The organism is Methylosinus sp. R-45379, from assembly GCF_001644125.1.
GTDB lineage: Bacteria > Pseudomonadota > Alphaproteobacteria > Rhizobiales > Beijerinckiaceae > Methylosinus.
Genome location: NZ_LUUM01000271.1, coordinates 12,297 through 29,152, shown reverse-complemented (window position 1 = coordinate 29,152; position 16,856 = coordinate 12,297). Strand labels below are relative to the sequence as shown.

The window sequence follows — 16,856 nt, the reverse complement described above, 5'->3', positions numbered from 1 at the left end:
CGGCGTCGCGGCTCGTCGCGCGGCGGTCGCACCCACTAGATCGGAAATACAATTCTGGCGATGAGGCCGTGCGGCTCGCGGTGGCGGAGGTCGAGCCGGCCCCGATGCGCTTCGACGATTTCTTTGACGATAGAAAGTCCGAGGCCGACGCTTCCGGGCCGCGCGGAGCGCGAAGGGTCGAGGCGAACGAAAGGTTCGAGAATTTCCTCGATGCGTCCGGCAGGAACGCCGGGACCGTCATCGGCCACGTCTAGCACGATGCGAGTTCCGTCCGTCGAAGCGGAAACGTCGACGCGATTGCCGAAATGAATGGCATTTTCGATCAGATTGGTCAGGGCGCGATTGATCGCGTTGGGTCGACAGAAAAAGCGAATGTCGGCGCCGCCTTCATAAGCGATCCGGGCTCCCGTTTCTTCGAATTCGTCACACAAGGTCGACAAAAGAGCGCCGAGATCGAGCCATTCCTTCTCTTCCTCGTCGAAGGCGCCGTTGAGAAAGGAGAGTGTCGAGGCGACCATCGAATGCATCAGATCGACATCGCGCAGAAGCTTGCTTCTGAGACTTTCCATTTTTCCAGCTTGCAGCTGTAGGCGCATGCGCGTGAGAGGCGTCCTGAGGTCATGCCCGACAGCCGCGAGCATGCGCGTGCGATCGCTCATAGAGCGCATGACGCGCTCCTGCATCAGATTGAAGGCTCTCGCCGCGCGTCGTATTTCCAGCGGCCCCTCTTCCTGGATGGGCTCCAGCGTGATCTCGCGTCCGAAGGCGTCGGCCTTGTCGGCGAGACGACGCAACGGTCCGGTGACGCGCCAAACGGCCCAAGCGGACAATGCGGCGAGCGCGACGCAGAGAAACAGCAGGGCTCCCACGAGCGGAAAAGTGAGCCACGGAAAATATTGTGCTCCCGGGTTGCCGGTTCGGACCTCCAGCGTTCGTCCATTCAATGGTAACAGCGCTTGAAGATCGGTCACCGGGTCGCCGGAGCCGCAAGAGCGGACAGTCGGTTCGGAAAGAGCATGGTCGAATTTCGATCGCAGCGCCGATTGGAGATTCTGAGCGTCCTTGTCGTTGCCGTCGCAAATGACCGGCGCGGACGTCAATTGGACGACGAAATCACTTCGGCGCGCGCGGGCGACGATAGCCGCACGCGCATCCTCCGGCGCTCCGAGGACGCTCTCGAAGAGGAACGCGATTCGATAGGCGCTCGGCCAAGGCCATGGCGGCGGCGGAGGGAGATTGGTGTTGATGGTCGATAGAATGGCGAGGAATAGAAAGAAGGTCGTCGCGGAAGACACGGCGATGATCGCAATGATCTGACCGAGCGTCGTCGCGAAGAAGCGCTGAATCATTCGATCGAGACTTCCGGCTGGAACGCGTATCCATCCGCGCGCACCGTATGGATGACGTCGGTGAACGGATCGTCGCCAGAAAGCTTGCGGCGAAGACGGCTGACAAGGAGATCGACAGATCGCGGCGCAATGGCGAAACCTTCGCCACGCGAGAGATTTATCAGCTCCTCTCGTGAGAGAATTCGGCGCGTGTTCCGGCAGAACACCAGCAGCAGATCGGTCTCGGCGCCGGTGAGTGGCACGCGCAAGCCGGTTGGCGAGCGCAGGAAGCGGCGCTGCGGATGGAAGGCATAGCCGGAAAAGCGCAAGACCAGCTCCGCGTCGAAACGTTCGCCGACCGGTGGGCGGCGAAGCACGGCTCGAATACGCGCCAGCAGCTCGCGAAGATCGAAAGGCTTGCCGACATAATCGTCGGCGCCGAGCTCCAACCCGACGACTTTGTCGACCGGCTCGCTCAGCGCCGTCAGCATGATGATGCGCGGGCCGCCAGACGAACGCAGGCTGCGGCAGAACTCGAATCCATCCGCGCCCGGCAGCATGACGTCGAGGAGAACGAGATCGATTTCCTCCCGCGCCAGGATCGGCCCGGCTTCCTCGGAGCTGCCGCAAGCCATGGCGACGAAGCCCTTGGCTTGCAGAAAGCTGGCGAGAAGATCGCGTATCTCGAGATCGTCTTCGACAATGAGGATGTTGTGGGTCTTGTTCAACGCTACTTCGGACTCCCGAGACCGCGCGCCGAGGTCGCCGAGGCGACACACATGGATAGGCGCGTTAGGGCCGATCGGCAATATTCGACATGTGTCGATACTGACACATTGCGTGAAAATATCAAATAAACAAGCAATTAGTTGAGAACTGCCGAGGCTTGGTTTCATATGTGGGTCGATGACCGGGCAGCGTCGCCTCGGCCTTGGGTTTCGCCCGTTCTCATGGAAAAGCGCCTCTCATTCTACAGAACTTCCGATCGCCCGGCCCGTGCGATCGGAGCGACTGCTCGCCGGTGGCTGAGCCCGATCGTGGCGTTCGCCGTCATCGCGGGGATTGTGCTTCTGCGAGCGCCATGGAAAAGCCCCGGCATGGGCGCGCCTGGCGGCCTCCCCCCGGTAGGGTCCCCGGGCCTCGCATCCGCCCAATCGGTCTCCGTCGCGACCGTGACGAAAGGCGATGTGCCGATCATTCTCACATCGCTCGGCACATTGACCTCGATCGCGACGACGACTGTCAAATCGCAGATCAGCGGCTACCTCACCGAAATCCATTTCCACGAGGGGCAGATGGTGGAGAAGGGCGAGCTGCTCGTCCAGATCGATCCTCGCCCCTATGAAGCGACGCTCGCCCAATACCAAGGGCAGCTCGAGAAGGATCAGGCGCTGCTCGACAATGCGCGTCTCGATCTGCAACGCTACCAACGTCTGATAAAACAGGATTCGACATCCAAGCAGACGGTCGACACCGCAGCGGCCACGGTCCGCCAATATGAGGGGATCGTGCGCAGCGACCAGGGGCAGGTCGACGCGCAAATGCTGAACCTCGCCTATTGTCGTATCGTTTCGCCGATCCGAGGCCGCGTGGGACTGCGCCAGACCGACCTCGGCAATTACGTCACGCCTGCGGATACGAACGGCTTGGTGGTCGTCACTCAGGTCGATCCGATCTCGGTCGTCTTCACCTTGCCGGAAGAGAGCTTGCGCAAGCTCATGAAGCGTTTGCGCGAAGGCGCGCGTCCGGCCGTGACGGCCTATGACCGCGCCTTTGCGGAAAAGCTCGCCGTCGGCGTTCTCGACGCGGTGGACAATCAGATCGACACGAGCACCGGAACCGTCAAGCTCCGCGCCTTGTTCGAGAACGCCGACGGCTCGCTGTTTCCCAATCAATTCGTCAATGTCGAGCTGCTGCTCGACACTCAGCGGGACGTGATCGTCGCGCCCGCGGCCGCCATGCGCGCCGGCGCGCCGGGGACCTTCGTCTATCTCGTCAACCCCGACGACACGGTTTCCGTGCGCAAGATATCGACCGGTGCGACCGCCAGCGGAAGCGTCGTGATCCTGTCCGGTCTGGCGCCGGGCGATCGCGTGGTCGTCGAAGGCGCCGATCGCCTGAGCGAGGGCGCGAAAATTTGCATCCCCGGCGCGCAGTCGGCGCGCTTGGGTCTGGCGCTCCCATGAATCCGTCGCGCTTGTTCATTCTGCGGCCGGTGGCGACGACGCTACTCATGACGGCCTTGCTCTTCGTCGGCGTCGTCGCCTGGCGTTATCTTCCCCTCTCTGCGCTTCCGACCGTCGAATATCCGACGATCCAGGTGCAGACCTTCTATCCGGGCGCCAGTCCGGAGGTCATGACCTCCGCCGTCACGGCGCCGCTCGAGAAACAGCTGGGGCAGATGGCGAGCCTGCGTCAGATGTCCTCGAAGTCCTCGGCCGGCGCCTCCGTCATCACGCTACAATTCGATCTGTCGCTGTCGCTCGATATCGCCGAGCAGGAGGTGCAGGCGGCGATCAACGCCGCGACGAATCTGTTGCCGAGCGATCTCCCGACGCCGCCCGTCTACGCCAAGATCAATCCGGCCGACGCTCCGATTCTCGTCATCGCCGTGACTTCGCCGACGACGCCGCTGATCGAGCTCCAGACGCTCGCAGACACAAGGCTCGCGCAAAAGATCTCGCAGCTCGCTGGCGTCGGCCTCGTGACGCTCGCGGGCGGCCACAAGCCGGCGGTTCGCGTGCGCGCCGATATTCGCGCCTTATCGGCGCATGGGCTCAACATCGACGATCTGCGCACGACGCTCGGCAATATCAATGTCAACACGCCGAAGGGCACGCTCGACGGAGCGCGTCGCTCCTATACGATCGACGCCAACGATCAGATTCAAGATCCGCGCGATTATCTCGATTCGGTGATCGCCTATAAGAACGGCCGTCCTGTCAGGCTCGCGGATGTCGCGAAGGTCGAGCGGGACGCGGAGAACACGCAGCTGCGGGCATGGGTGAATACGACGCCGGCGATTCTGCTCAATGTCCAACGCCAGCCCGGCGCCAATGTCATCGATGTCGTCGACGCAGTCAAAGCGTTGCTGCCGCAGCTGACAGGCGGTCTCCCTTCCTCGGTTCGAGCCGAGGTTCTGGTCGATCGCACCACCACGATCCGCGCCTCGATCGCCGACGTCGAATTCGAGCTCGTCCTCGCGATCGCCCTCGTCGTGATGGTGATCTTCCTATTCTTGCGCAATCTGCGCGCGACCCTCATTCCGAGCCTTTCGGTTCCGCTTTCGCTCGTCGGAGCATTCGCCGCAATGTATCTGTGGCGATTCAGCCTCGACAATCTCTCCTTGATGGCGCTGACCATAGCGACGGGCTTTGTCGTCGACGATGCGATCGTCGTCATCGAGAACATCAGCCGTCACATAGAAGCCGGCATGCGCCCCTTCGACGCGGCGCTGAAAGGCTCGCGAGAGATCGCCTTTACCATCGTCTCCTTGACCGTCTCCTTGCTCGCCGTGCTGATCCCACTTTTCTTCATGAGCGACATGATCGGCCGTCTGTTCTATGAGCTCTCGGTGACGCTCGCCTCGGCGATCGTCATTTCGGCCGTCGTGTCCTTGACTTTCGTCCCGATGATGTGCGCGCGGCTCTTGCGCGAGCGGCCCATGCAGTCAGAAGCGCGCGCTAGCGACAGGGGATGGTTCGATTCTCTGCTCGCCGGTTACGACCGAGCGCTCGCTGTCTCCCTCGATCATCAAAATGTGACGCTCGCCGTCGCCGTCGCCACTCTTGTCCTGACGGCCGCGCTCGCTCTTGTCGCGCCGAAGGGGTTCTTTCCGGTACAGGACACGGGCGTCATCCAAGGCGTCACCGAGGCGGCGCAGTCCATCTCCTTTGCACGCATGAGCGAGCTGCAGACCGATCTCGCCAAGGCGGTCCTCGAAGACGAGGATGTCGCCGGCCTATCCTCGTTCATCGGGATCGACGGCGACAACACGACGCTCAACAGGGGCCGCATGCAGATCATTCTGCGTCCCAAATCCGAGCGACGCCTGTCGGCGCGCCAGATCATCCGCCGCATTCGAGAGCATGTCGCCAAGGTCGCTGGCGTCGCGCTCTACATGCAACCGGCGCAGGACCTCACCGTGGAGACCGACGTCAGCGCGACGCAATATCAATTCATTCTCGACAACCCCTCGTCGACTGAGCTCGGCGCCTGGACGCCGAAGCTCGTCGCCGAGCTTCGCAAGGCCTCCGGGCTGGTGGATGTCACCAGCGACCTCCAGGACGACGGCCTCGCTGCGATGATCGAGGTCGATCGCGCGACGGCGGCGCGCTTGGGCATCACTCTGGCGACGATCGACAACGCGCTCTACGACAGTTTCGGCCAGCGCATCGTCAGCACGATCTTCACGCAAGCCAACCAGATGCGCGTCATTCTCGAGGCCGATCCCGACCTTCGTCGCGGACTCGACACTTTCGATTCGATCTATCTGCCCTCGGGGACGGCGACCAGCGGACAGGCGCCGCTCTCCGCCATGGCGCGCGTCGTCGTCGGCCGCAAGCCGGTCCTGATCGGGCATTTTGCGCAATTTCCGGCGACGACGATCTCCTTCAATCTCGCGAGCGGCGCGTCGTTGGGCGAGGCGATCACGGCGGTCGAGAACGCCGAGCACGCGATCGGCTTACCGGCGAGCTTCGGGACGCATTTTCAAGGCGCGACCGCCGCCTTCCGATCTTCCTTGACCAATGAATTCTATCTGGTGCTCGCCGCCGTTCTCGTCATGTATGTCGTGCTCGGCGTGCTCTATGAGAGCTTCGTCCATCCTCTGACGATCCTTTCCACTCTCCCTTCGGCCGCCCTCGGCGCGCTGCTGGCCTTGGCGATCACCGGCTCCGATCTCGACGTCATCGCCATCATCGCGATCATTCTCCTGATCGGCATCGTCAAAAAGAATGCGATCATGATGATCGATTTCGCCATCGTCGCAGAGCGCGACGAGGGCCTGCCGCCGCGCGAGGCCATTCGCCGCGCCTGCCTTCTGCGCTTCCGGCCGATCCTGATGACGACGATGGTCGCGCTGATCTCCGCCGCGCCTATGGCGCTCGGCTCCGGCAATGGCTCGGAGCTGCGCCAGCCGCTCGGCGTCGCCATGATCGGCGGCCTCGCCGTCAGCCAATTGCTGACCCTCTTCACGACGCCCGCGGTCTATCTCGCCTTCGATCGATTGGCCGCACGATTGCGAGGACGTTTCGGCGCAGAGCGGCGGGAGAGCCTCACATGAGCATGGCGGCCCTCTTCGTCGGCCGCCCCGTCGCGACGACGCTGCTCACGCTCGCGATCGCCGTCTCCGGACTACTCGCCTTCGGAACTCTGTCGGTCGCCCCGCTTCCCAAGGTCGACTTCCCGACCATAATGGTGCAGGCGCAAATGCCGGGCGCGAGCCCGGAGACGATGGCGGCCACTGTGGCGGCGCCGCTCGAGCGGCGCCTCGGCCAGATCGCCGACGTCGCCGAAATGACGTCCGAGAACGCCGTCGGCTCGACGCGAGTCATTCTTCAGTTCGGTCTCGATCGCGACATCAATGGCGCGGCGCGCGATGTCGAGGCCGCGATCAACGCCGCGCGCGTCGATCTTCCGACAGCGCTGCGCGCCAAGCCGACCTATCGCCGATTCAATCCGGCCGAGGCGCCGATCCTGATCCTGGCGCTCACCTCCAAGACGCTCACGCCCGGTCAGCTCTACGACAGCGCGGCGACCGTTCTTCAGCAGCGCCTTCTCCAGGTCGATGGTATTGGCAATATCGATGTCGGCGGCAGCTCTCTCCCAGCCGTGCGCGTCGATCTCGATCCCCGGGCTCTGTTCGACTACGGGATCGCCATGGAGGAGATCCGGGCTGCGCTCTCGGCCGCGAACGCCAATAGCGCCAAAGGCGCGATCGACGAGGGCGAGCGCCGCTTCCAGCTCTATGCGAATGATCAGGCCACGCGCGCTCGCGACTATGCCGATCTCGTCGTCGCCTATCGCGACGGCCGGCCCGTGCTTCTGCACGATATCGCAAAAGTCGAAGACTCAGTCGAGAATGTTCGCAACATCAGCTATGTCAACGACAAATCCGCGGTCGTAATGATCCTGTTCAAGCAGCCGGGCGGCAATATCGTCGAGATCGTCGATCGCGTGAAGAGCTTGCTGCCGCAGCTGCGCGCCGCTTTGCCCGGCGATATAGAGCTGAGCCTTTCCGGCGACCGCAGCGTCACCATACGCTCGTCGCTCGCTCATGCCGAGCAATCTCTTGTTATCGCAGTGGCGCTCGTGGTGCTCGTCGTCTTCGTCTTTCTGCGCAGCGCGCAGGCGACGCTGATCCCCGCGGTGACCGTGCCCGTGTCGATCCTCGGGTCCTTCGCCGTGATGAAATTTTGTGATTACAGTCTCGACAATCTTTCGTTGATGGCGCTGACGATCGCCACCGGCTTCGTCGTCGACGATTCGATCGTCGTCCTCGAGAACATCGCGCGGCACAGGGAGGCCGGCGCCTCGCGCATAGAGGCCGCCATTCGCGGGGCCGGCGAAGTGAGCTTCACCGTGGTCTCGATGAGCGTCTCCCTCGTCGCCGTGTTTCTGCCGATCCTTCTCATGGGCGGCCTCGTCGGTCGACTGTTCCGGGAATTCGCGATCGTGCTGTCGATCGCGATCGGCGTGTCCCTGCTGCTCGCGCTCACGGCGACGCCGATGCTATGCGCGCTCTTCCTCGCGGGAAAGGACGACCGCCCCGCAGGCCGTCTCGCGCGCGCGACCGGCGCCGCGCTCGACGGCCTGCGTCAAGGTTATGATCTTTCTCTGCGCGGCGCGCTCGCCCATCCACGCCTCGTCCTCTTCTCTTTGCTTCTGACTGTGGGCTTCAATATTTTCCTTTTCGCCGTGGCGCCGAAGAGCCTATTTCCGCTCGAGGACGGCGGATTGTTGATGGGCGGGGTCCGCGCCGATCAGAGCATCTCCTTCGACGCGATGCGTCTCGAGGTCGAGCAGACGCTCGCGATCATGCGGGCCGATCCCGCCGTCGAGACGGTGACTGCCTCCATCGGGGACGGCGCCGTCAATCAAGCGCGAATGTTCACGACGCTCAAGCCGCTCGAAGAGCGGCGAGACTCGGCCTTCGCGGTCATGGCGCGATTGCGCCCCAAGCTCGCGGCTATTCCCGGCGCCGATGTGATGATGTTTCCGCGGCAGGAGCTGTTTCTCGGCGGCCGCATGAGCTTCGCGCAATTCCAATACACGCTGCTCTCCGACGACGCCGCCACGCTTCGGAGCTGGGCGCCGAAGCTCTATGCGGCGATGAAGCAGCAATCAGCGCTCGTCGACGTCACATCCGATCAACAGATCGGCGGCCTCGAAACCAAGGTCGTGATCGATCGCGCGACGGCGGCGCGCTATGGCGTGACGCCAGACGTCATCGACGCGACGCTCTACGACGCCTTCGGGCAGCGGCAGGTATCGACCATCTACCAGGAACAAAATCAATATCACGTCGTCATGGGAATCGCGCCGCGCTATCTGCAGGACCCTTCCTCGCTCGAGCAAATCTATGTCAGCACCTCGGGAGCGACCGCGAGCGGAACGACCTCCACCAACGCCACCTACGGCACCGTCTCCGTCGCGTCCTCGCAGCCGACCTCCGTGATCGCCTCGGCGCGCAACAAGGCGACCAATTCGATCGCCACGAGCAGCGGCGGCCGTGCGTCGAGCGCGGCCGCCGTCAGCTCCAGCCGCGCAGCCATGATTCCGATCAGCGCCTTCGCGCGTCTCGAGCCATCGACGACGCCTGTCCAGATCAACCACCAGGGCCAGGCCGTCGCAACGACGATCTCATTCAATCTCGCGCCGGGCGCGACGCTCGCCGACGCGACCGCGGCCGTCGACAAGGCGGTCGGCGACATTCATCTGCCGAACGCGATCCACGGCGCCTTCGGCGGCTCTGCCGGGGCGTCCCAATCGCTCATTGGAACCATGCCTCTATTGATCGGAGCGGCGCTCCTCGCCGTCTATGCCGTGCTCGGAATTCTCTACGAGAGCTATGTGCATCCACTGACGATCCTTTCGACGCTTCCCTCCGCGGGCGTCGGCGCCGTGCTCGCATTGATCCTCGCCGGCGTGGATTTCAGCGTCATCGCGCTCATCGGCGTGTTCCTGCTGATCGGCATCGTCAAGAAGAACGCGATAATGATCGTCGATTTCGCTCTGCAAGCCGAGCGCGACGGGCTGTCGCCGGCGGAAGCGGTTCATCGCGCCTGCCTCGCGCGCTTTCGTCCCATCATGATGACGACTTTCGCCGCTCTGCTCGGCGCCGTGCCGCTCGTGCTCGATCACGGCGTCGGGGCGGAGCTGCGGCGTCCGCTCGGCGTCTCGATCATCGGGGGGCTGATCGTCAGCCAATTTCTGACGCTCTATACGACGCCCGTCGTCTATCTCTATCTCGGACGGCTTTCGCTGTGGTCGCACCGGCTCTGGCGGCGCGCCTTTCCGGGATCGAGCGTCGCGGAGCTCGCGGAATGAGGCGTCCATCTATGTTCTTCGGGCTCTGCGGCGCCGTCATGTCGCTTCAGGGCTGTTTGATGGTCGGTCCCGATTATGTGCGGCCAGAGGTCGTCGCGCCCGGCGCATTCAAAGAGGCGCCGAAAGGCTGGAAATTCGCCGAGCCGGCCGACGGCGCCGATCGCGGCTCTTGGTGGCGCGTATTCGAGGACCCGATCCTCGACGCGCTCGTTCCACAGGTCGCGATCGACAATCAGAATTTGAAGGCCTATGAGGCGGCCTATCGCCAAGCGCTCGCCGTGGCGCGGGAGGATCGGTCGAGCCTATTCCCGAGCGTGTCGACCAGCGTGTCTTCGACGCGCGCGCGCAGTTCCGGATCGATCGCCACGACACAGAATGCGCAAGGCACGGCGAGCTGGGAGATCGATCTCTGGGGAAAGATCCGCCGGCAGATCGAGAGCGCCGAAGCGGGCGCGGGAGCGAGCGCCGCGGAACTCGCCGATCTCACGCTTTCCGCGCAAGCGACGCTCGTCACCGATTACTTCGCGCTGCGCTACCAGGACTCGCTGGCGCGGCTGCTGAACGAGACGGTGAACGCCTATGAGCGGAGCCTGACGATCACGCAGAACCAATATGCGGCTGGCGTCGCCTCGCAGTCGGATGTGATCACCGCGCAGACCCAGCTCGAGACGACGCGCGCCTCGGCGATCGGCGCGGAAGTCTTGCGCGCCCAATATGAGCATGCGATCGCCTTGCTGACGGGCAGGGCTCCTTCCGCCCTGTCGATTCCGCGCGGTGAGCTGCCGCGCGCCGTCCCGACGCCCCCCGCCGCGCTTCCGTCGTCCCTGCTCGAGCGTCGGCCGGATATCGCCGCGGCGGAACGCAAGATGGAACAGCAGAATGCGCTGATCGGCGTCGCAATCGCGGCCTATTTCCCCACCATCGACCTCACCGCCGCCGCCGGCTATGCCGGCGCTTCGCCGCTGGTCTCGGCCAGCAACGCCGCCTGGTCGCTGGCGGCGAGCGGCAGTCGGCTGCTGATCGACGGCGGCGCGCGGGAGGCGACGGTCGACGCCGCCCGAGCGTCATATGAGCAGAGCGTCGCCAATTATCGTCAGACAGTGCTCGCGGCCTTCCAGGCGGTGGAGGATCAACTTTCAAATCTTCGTATCCTCGCGCGACAATCCGCGGCGCAGGCGGCAGCGGTTCGAGTCGCGCGGCGCGCGGTGGAGATCTCGCTCAACCAATATAAAGCCGGCGCCTCGGCCTATACGGCAGTGGTCACGGCGCAAGCCGCCGCGCTCGCCAATGAAGAGACCGAGCTGCAAATTCGGCAGAGCCGGCTCGCGGCGAGCGCAAATCTGATGAAGGCGCTCGGAGGGGGCTGGAGCGCCGTGCTCTCGGAGCGTTGAGCAAAACTTTGGAGATTGGGAGAGGCGGGCCTTTGCATAGAGCCCGGCGCGATCGCGCCTTATGATCTCGATAGTGGGACGCCATGGCGTGAGCACATCGACTCGAAACCAGCGCGGGCGCCAGGCGGCCAACCTCGTTCACGGCCGATCTCTGTGAACATGTAGGCGCACCCTGGGAAGAAAGCGTCCTTGGCGGCCTGGTCGGTGTCGCCGACGAAGCCCATAGCGTGAACGCCGATCTGGAGCGTCTCGTCCGCATGGCCGGCGCGGCGACCCGCCTGCCGATGGAGATCGACGAGCGGGCGGAAGCGCCGGAAGCGCCGCGTCGAGAAATTCTTCGCGATGATGTTCGCCGACGCCGAACACATCGAGTCCGACGCGGTCGTCGATCTCCGCTTCGTCGAGCAGACACGCCATCCGCTTGGCGGCCGATATGATTTTCCCCGTCGCAGGATCGGGGATGATCGCCGCGAAGCTGTCGACGCCGATTTCCATGTCGCTTCCTTTGAAAATCAGCTGCGCGGGACAGCGCGTCGGCCCCTCGCGATGCTTTTCGACGAGAAACCTGTCGAAAAGCAGCGTGGAATGGTCGACTTCGACGCCTCGCTCTTCCATCATTTCCTCGAGTTGACGATAGCTCATCGGATACGCCACATACCACCGGACGCCTCACAGGATCACGTCGCGTTCAAAATGGCTGCCCTTGAAATCGATCATCGGACTATTCCGCCTGCCCCACGCCCGGCGATCATAGCCCCAACGGACCCGCGAGAAAAATTCGCGACAGAGCCATGAAAAAAGCTTGACGCATTTTACCACCCGCAAACGTCTATACCTGCGAGCAAGGTGAGGCACAGCGACGAAGCGTCGTCGCCCGACAGGCGACACGTGGACCGTGCAGGAGTCGCATGATGACGCTGAGCCCGCCAGAATTGATCGGGGGAGCATGACGGACCGCGTTATCATAGACAAGGCGAGCTCTGGATCGGCGGTCCTACCTGATGACGAAACCGACGGCGCCTATCTTCAACGTAGGAGGCAGCGTGAATCCAACGCGCGCACCGATCCGTGCAGGTTGCCGATTGTCGGCCGCTCCAGACACGTACCATGTGTCGAGGACACAAACGCGCTCGACCGCGTGGCCTGCGCCGGCGCGCGCGCTCTCGGCCACAAGCATCCTGTTGTCGCAGCGGACAATGGCGACGCCCTCGACGTGGACTGCGTCAGGACTGCGCTGAGCGCCGCGCTCCCCGATTGCATGGTCCCGCGCGTCTATCGAACGGCGACGTTGCGCGAACTGGCGCGCGCGATAGATGCGGCCGCGTCATTCCGAACTTTAGCTGTAACCGCTCCTGTCGACGAAGAACTCTAGGAATTCGGGCGATGAACACAACGCAGCTCCTACAGGAAATGCAGACGCGGCGAATCGACGTCACTCTGAAAGAGGGCCGCCTCCAATTCAAGGCGCCAAAAGGCGCACTGACGGAGGAGATCAAAAAAGCGCTCGGCGCCCATAAGGATGCGCTCATCGCGGCCCTGAACGTCGGAGCTGGAAAGGCGCCGCCTTCAATTTTCCCGGCTCCGCTGTCGTCGTCCTACCGCATGTCGTTTTCGCAAGAGCGACTGTGGTTTCTCGATCAATTCGAATCGTCGTCCTATGCGATGCCGACGGCGGTCCGCCTGTCGGGCCATCTCGAGCTCGACGTGTTCCGCTCTTGCGTCGAGGAGATCGTCGCGCGCCACGGGTCATTGCGGACAGTGTTCGAAAGCATAGAGGGCGAGGCGCGTCAGCGCGTGCTCGGAGCAGATGCGGTTGCGCTCGCCTGCCCAATCCTCGATCTCGGCGGCGTCGCGGCGCAGGAACGGACAGCAAAGGCCCTTTCTTTGGTCGAGGAAGAATCCCGCCGGCCCTTCGATCTAACGGCCGGCCCGCTGCTGCGCGTGCTCGTCATCGATATGGGATCGTCCGATCCGCACGAGCATATCGTCGTCTTCACCATGCATCACATCGTCTCCGACGGTTGGTCGACCGAAGTTCTGCTGCGTGAGTTCGCGGCCCTCTACGAGGCGCGCCTCGCCGGACGCGACGCGAGCTTGCCGGAGCTGCCGATCCAATATGTCGACTACGCCGTCTGGCAGAGAGAATGGCTCGCCGGCGATGTGCAGGACCGGCAGCTCGCCTATTGGCGTGAAGCGCTCGCCGGCGCGCGCTTCACGCTCGATCTGCCGACCGACCGACCTCGCCCGCCCGTCCAGGACAATGCTGGCCGAACACTGAGCTTCATGGTTCCGGCCGCCTTGGCGGGGAAGCTGCGGGAGCTGACGCGCGCGCGAGGCGCGACGCTCTACATGACGCTGCTCGCCGCCTTCTTCATTTTGCTCGCGCGCTGGAGCGGCGAAAAGGATATTTGCGTCGGAACGCCCGTCGCCAATCGCCGCCGGGTCGAGCTCGAAGGGCTCATCGGCTTCTTCGTCAACACGCTCGTCATGCGCGGCGATCTTACGGGCGATCCGGATTTTTTCTCCTTCCTGGCCCGCGTTCGCGCCATGTGCCTCGACGCGCAGGAGCATCAGGATCTGCCCTTCGAGCGTCTGGTCGAGGCGCTCGCGCCGGCGCGTGATCTCTCGCGCAGCCCGTTGTTCCAGGCGATGTTCAGCTTGCAAAACGCGCCAGCGCGCGCCTTCTCCCTGCAAGGCCTCGATAGCGAGCCTTTCGAGGCGGACAGCGGAACGTCGAAATTCGACCTGAGCTTCGAATTCTCCGAAGAGCCGGATGGAAGGCTCGGCGGCGCGGCGCAATATGCGACAGCGCTGTTCGATCGAGAGACGATCGAGCGGATGATCGCGCATTATCTGCGGCTGCTCGACCAGATCGTCACGACGCCCCATGCGCGTCTCGGCGAATTGGAGATGCTCCCTCGGGCCGAGCGTGATCTCCTGATCCATGGCTTCAACGCGACATCGGCCGACTTCCCCCGCGATCTGTCGATCGTGGACCTGTTCGTGACGCAAGCCCGGCGCAGCCCCGAGGCCGTCGCGCTCTCCTGCAAGGGCGAGACGCTGAGCTATGACGCGCTCGACCGGCGATCGAACCAGCTGGCGCGAATGCTGATCGAGCGCGGCGCGGGGCCGGAAAAAATCGTCGGCCTCTGTCTCGAGCGCTCGGTCGAAATGGTTGTTTCGCTCATCGCCATCCTCAAATCGGGCGCCGCCTATCTGCCGCTCGATCCAGACTATCCTCGAGCGCGCCTCGCTTTCATGATCGACGACGCGAAGCCGCTCGTCACCATCGCCGACGCATCGCTGCAGGAGCGCCTGCCCGAAGCCGCGCCGCGCCTCATCCTCGACGCAACGGTCGACGCCGACAGCGACGCCCCGCTCCGACCTCGCGCCGACCCGCGAAACATCGCCTATGTCATCTACACATCGGGCTCCACGGGGAAGCCGAAGGGAATCGCGATCCTGCATCAAAATGCGGTTGCGATGATCTTCTGGGCGCGCACCCATTTTCACGGCGATGGCGCGAGACGAATGCTCGCCTCGACGTCGATCTGCTTCGATCTGTCAGCGTTCGAATTGTTCCTGCCCCTATGCTTCGGCGGCGAAGTCATTCTCGTCGAGAATGCGCTCGCGCTCCTTTCCTCTGGCCATCGGCTCGAGCCGCAGATCGTCAACACCGTGCCCTCCGCCATGCGCGAGCTGCTGCGGCTCGACGCGCTGCCGTCCTCCATTCGCTACGTCAATCTCGCAGGAGAGCCCTTCCACCCGACGATAGCGCGCGCGCTGCTCGCCGAAACGCGACTAGAAGGCGTCTTCAATCTCTATGGCCCGTCGGAATGCACGACCTATTCGACCCTCCAGCGCCTGGCCGACAGCGACGCCGATCATCCGCCAATCGGCGGACCGATCGACAACACGCAGGTCTATCTTCTAGACGCGCGCCTCGAGCCGGCCCCGCTGGGCGTCGCAGGCGAGCTCTATATCGGCGGCGAAGGCGTCGCGCGCGGCTATCTCGGCCGTCCCGAGCTCACCGCCGAAAGATTTGTCCCAGATCCTTTCGGGGCGCCGGGGACGCGCCTCTATCGCACAGGCGATCTCGGCCGACGCCGATCGGACGGGCAGATTCTCTTCCTCGGCCGCATCGACCATCAGGTGAAGATTCGCGGCTTTCGCATCGAGCTCGGCGAGATCGAGGCGGCGCTCGCCGAGCTGCCCGACATCCGCGCCGCGGTCGTCGTCGCGCACGAGGACGCGGGCGGCGACAAGCGCCTCGTCGCCTATGTGGCGGCGGACGCCTTCGACGCCTTCGATGTGGACTGCGCTAGGATTGCGCTGCGGGCCACGCTCCCCGATTACATGGTCCCCGCGGCCATCCTCGCGCTCCCCGACCTCCCCCTCAACGCAAACGGAAAAATCGACCGAAAGGCGCTGCCCCAAATCAGCGAACGCGCCGACAAAGCCGTCGAGCCGCCCAGAACCCAGACCGAGTGGATCATTCTGCAAGCGTTCAAGGAAGCGCTCGGATTCGAGCGCGTCGGCATGCACGACAATTTTTTCGAACTGGGCGGCAATTCGATCCTGGGACTGAAACTGGTCGAACGCATCCGCCGGTCGCTCAGCGAAGATATGTTCGTCGCCGCCATCTTTCGCGCGCCGACGCCAGCCATGCTCGCCCGCCTGCTCAGTGATGGGCTGCAGACGCATTCATCGCCTCTCGTGCGGCTCTGCGGGGCGGCCGGGCGTGGGCAGGTCTACTGCCTTCATCCCGCGGGCGGCTCCATCGTGCGCTATCGGCCGCTAGCGCTTCGACTCGAAAACATTTGCAGCGTTTACGGCGTTCAATCTCGGACCCTGCTCGAACCGAATTACCGAGCACATTCGATTCACGAAATGGCGCAAGACTATGCGGGCTTGCTGCGCGAGCTCCAGCCTGTCGGCCCCTATCGTCTCATCGGCTGGAGCGCAGGCGGTGTTCTAGCTCTCGCGACCGCGGCGGAACTCGAGCGCGGTGGTGAAGCCGTCGACTTCATTGGCCTGCTCGATCCCACGATCGACCTGCAGAAGGAGGAACCCGGCGCGTCGATGATGGACCATCTGCAGAGCTTTGCCGAATTCCAGGACATCCGTCTCGAGCTGACGGAGGAAGATCGGCGCGATCTCACCGAAGCCGGCGCCGGACTCGACGAGCGCGCGCGCTTTATCGCGGCGAGCATTTGGGGGCGTGACCACGGCCTGTGGTCGGAGGTTTCGACCGAGGTGCTCGCGCTTCTCTATGACGACAGCGTGGCCTTTCGCACAATGCTCTGGGAATATCAGGTCGAGCCGCTCGACGCCGATCTTCATATCTGGTGGGCGAAGCGCGCCGATTTCATTTCCGATCGACGCTGGACGCGGGGCGTGACGCATTCGAAGATCCTCGAGACGAGCCATGAACGGCTTGTCGTCGATCCAGTGGCGCATCACGACATCGCGGCGACACTCGGGCGCATCATACGCGCCGCCGCGAGGCCAGCGTAAGGGCTCTGGCGCAAACGGCGGGAGACGGGCATACTGGCTCGATACGCGGAGCGAATTTCCGTGGTGAGCG

General features: G+C 63.7%; 7 protein-coding genes and 2 pseudogenes. 5 read left to right on the top strand and 4 right to left on the bottom strand.

What is annotated here, in order from left to right:
- Nucleotides 1-35: 35 nt before the first annotated feature.
- Both A1351_RS16995 and A1351_RS16990 read right to left on the bottom strand, forming a co-directional pair.
- Entirely contained in the window at nucleotides 36-1,349 is a 1,314-nt protein-coding gene (locus tag A1351_RS16995) for an ATP-binding protein (RefSeq protein ID WP_036310330.1), read from the bottom strand.
- Nucleotides 1,346-2,056, bottom strand: coding sequence for a response regulator (locus A1351_RS16990; RefSeq protein ID WP_024882074.1), 711 nt, complete (start codon nucleotides 2,054-2,056; stop codon nucleotides 1,346-1,348). Before A1351_RS16990 ends, A1351_RS16995 begins: the two co-directional genes overlap by 4 nt.
- Before the next feature lie 168 nt (nucleotides 2,057-2,224).
- Here A1351_RS16990 and A1351_RS16985 point away from each other — a divergent pair, with 168 nt between their 5' ends.
- Genes A1351_RS16985 through A1351_RS16970 form a run of 4 tightly spaced genes read left to right on the top strand, consistent with a single transcriptional unit; the run spans nucleotide 2,225 to nucleotide 11,269 of the window.
- Complete coding sequence (locus tag A1351_RS16985) at nucleotides 2,225-3,514, top strand: MdtA/MuxA family multidrug efflux RND transporter periplasmic adaptor subunit (RefSeq protein ID WP_371441505.1); 1,290 nt, start codon at nucleotides 2,225-2,227, stop codon at nucleotides 3,512-3,514.
- On the top strand, nucleotides 3,511-6,612 hold the full coding sequence (locus A1351_RS16980; protein ID WP_064033552.1) for an efflux RND transporter permease subunit: 3,102 nt from the start codon (nucleotides 3,511-3,513) through the stop codon (nucleotides 6,610-6,612). Before A1351_RS16985 ends, A1351_RS16980 begins: the two co-directional genes overlap by 4 nt.
- Entirely contained in the window at nucleotides 6,609-9,878 is a 3,270-nt protein-coding gene (locus A1351_RS16975; protein ID WP_064033551.1) for an efflux RND transporter permease subunit, read from the top strand. Before A1351_RS16980 ends, A1351_RS16975 begins: the two co-directional genes overlap by 4 nt.
- Nucleotides 9,875-11,269, top strand: a complete 1,395-nt coding sequence (locus A1351_RS16970) for an efflux transporter outer membrane subunit (protein WP_051465640.1) — start codon at nucleotides 9,875-9,877, stop codon at nucleotides 11,267-11,269. Before A1351_RS16975 ends, A1351_RS16970 begins: the two co-directional genes overlap by 4 nt.
- An 80-nt stretch (nucleotides 11,270-11,349) precedes the next feature.
- Here A1351_RS16970 and A1351_RS25900 read toward each other — a convergent pair.
- Both A1351_RS25900 and A1351_RS25895 read right to left on the bottom strand, forming a co-directional pair.
- A pseudogene (locus A1351_RS25900) lies at nucleotides 11,350-11,764 on the bottom strand (hypothetical protein); the annotation flags it as partial.
- An 81-nt stretch (nucleotides 11,765-11,845) separates the two neighbouring features.
- Nucleotides 11,846-11,986, bottom strand: a pseudogene (locus tag A1351_RS25895) (IS6 family transposase); the annotation flags it as partial.
- Between the two features lie 666 nt (nucleotides 11,987-12,652).
- Here A1351_RS25895 and A1351_RS16955 point away from each other — a divergent pair.
- A complete protein-coding gene (locus tag A1351_RS16955; protein ID WP_064033550.1) occupies nucleotides 12,653-16,786 on the top strand; it encodes a non-ribosomal peptide synthetase in 4,134 nt (1,377 codons plus the stop codon).
- Nucleotides 16,787-16,856 lie beyond the last annotated feature (70 nt).

Excerpts from the sequence above, each read along its gene's own strand:
- A1351_RS16995 (WP_036310330.1), bottom strand. The coding sequence starts at position 1,349 with ATGATTCAGCGCTTCTTCGCGACGACGCTCGGTCAGATCATTGCGATC.
- A1351_RS16985 (WP_371441505.1), top strand. The coding sequence starts at position 2,225 with ATGTGGGTCGATGACCGGGCAGCGTCGCCTCGGCCTTGGGTTTCGCCC.
- A1351_RS16980 (WP_064033552.1), top strand. The coding sequence starts at position 3,511 with ATGAATCCGTCGCGCTTGTTCATTCTGCGGCCGGTGGCGACGACGCTA.
- A1351_RS16975 (WP_064033551.1), top strand. The coding sequence starts at position 6,609 with ATGAGCATGGCGGCCCTCTTCGTCGGCCGCCCCGTCGCGACGACGCTG.
- A1351_RS16970 (WP_051465640.1), top strand. The coding sequence starts at position 9,875 with ATGAGGCGTCCATCTATGTTCTTCGGGCTCTGCGGCGCCGTCATGTCG.
- A1351_RS16955 (WP_064033550.1), top strand. The coding sequence starts at position 12,653 with ATGAACACAACGCAGCTCCTACAGGAAATGCAGACGCGGCGAATCGAC.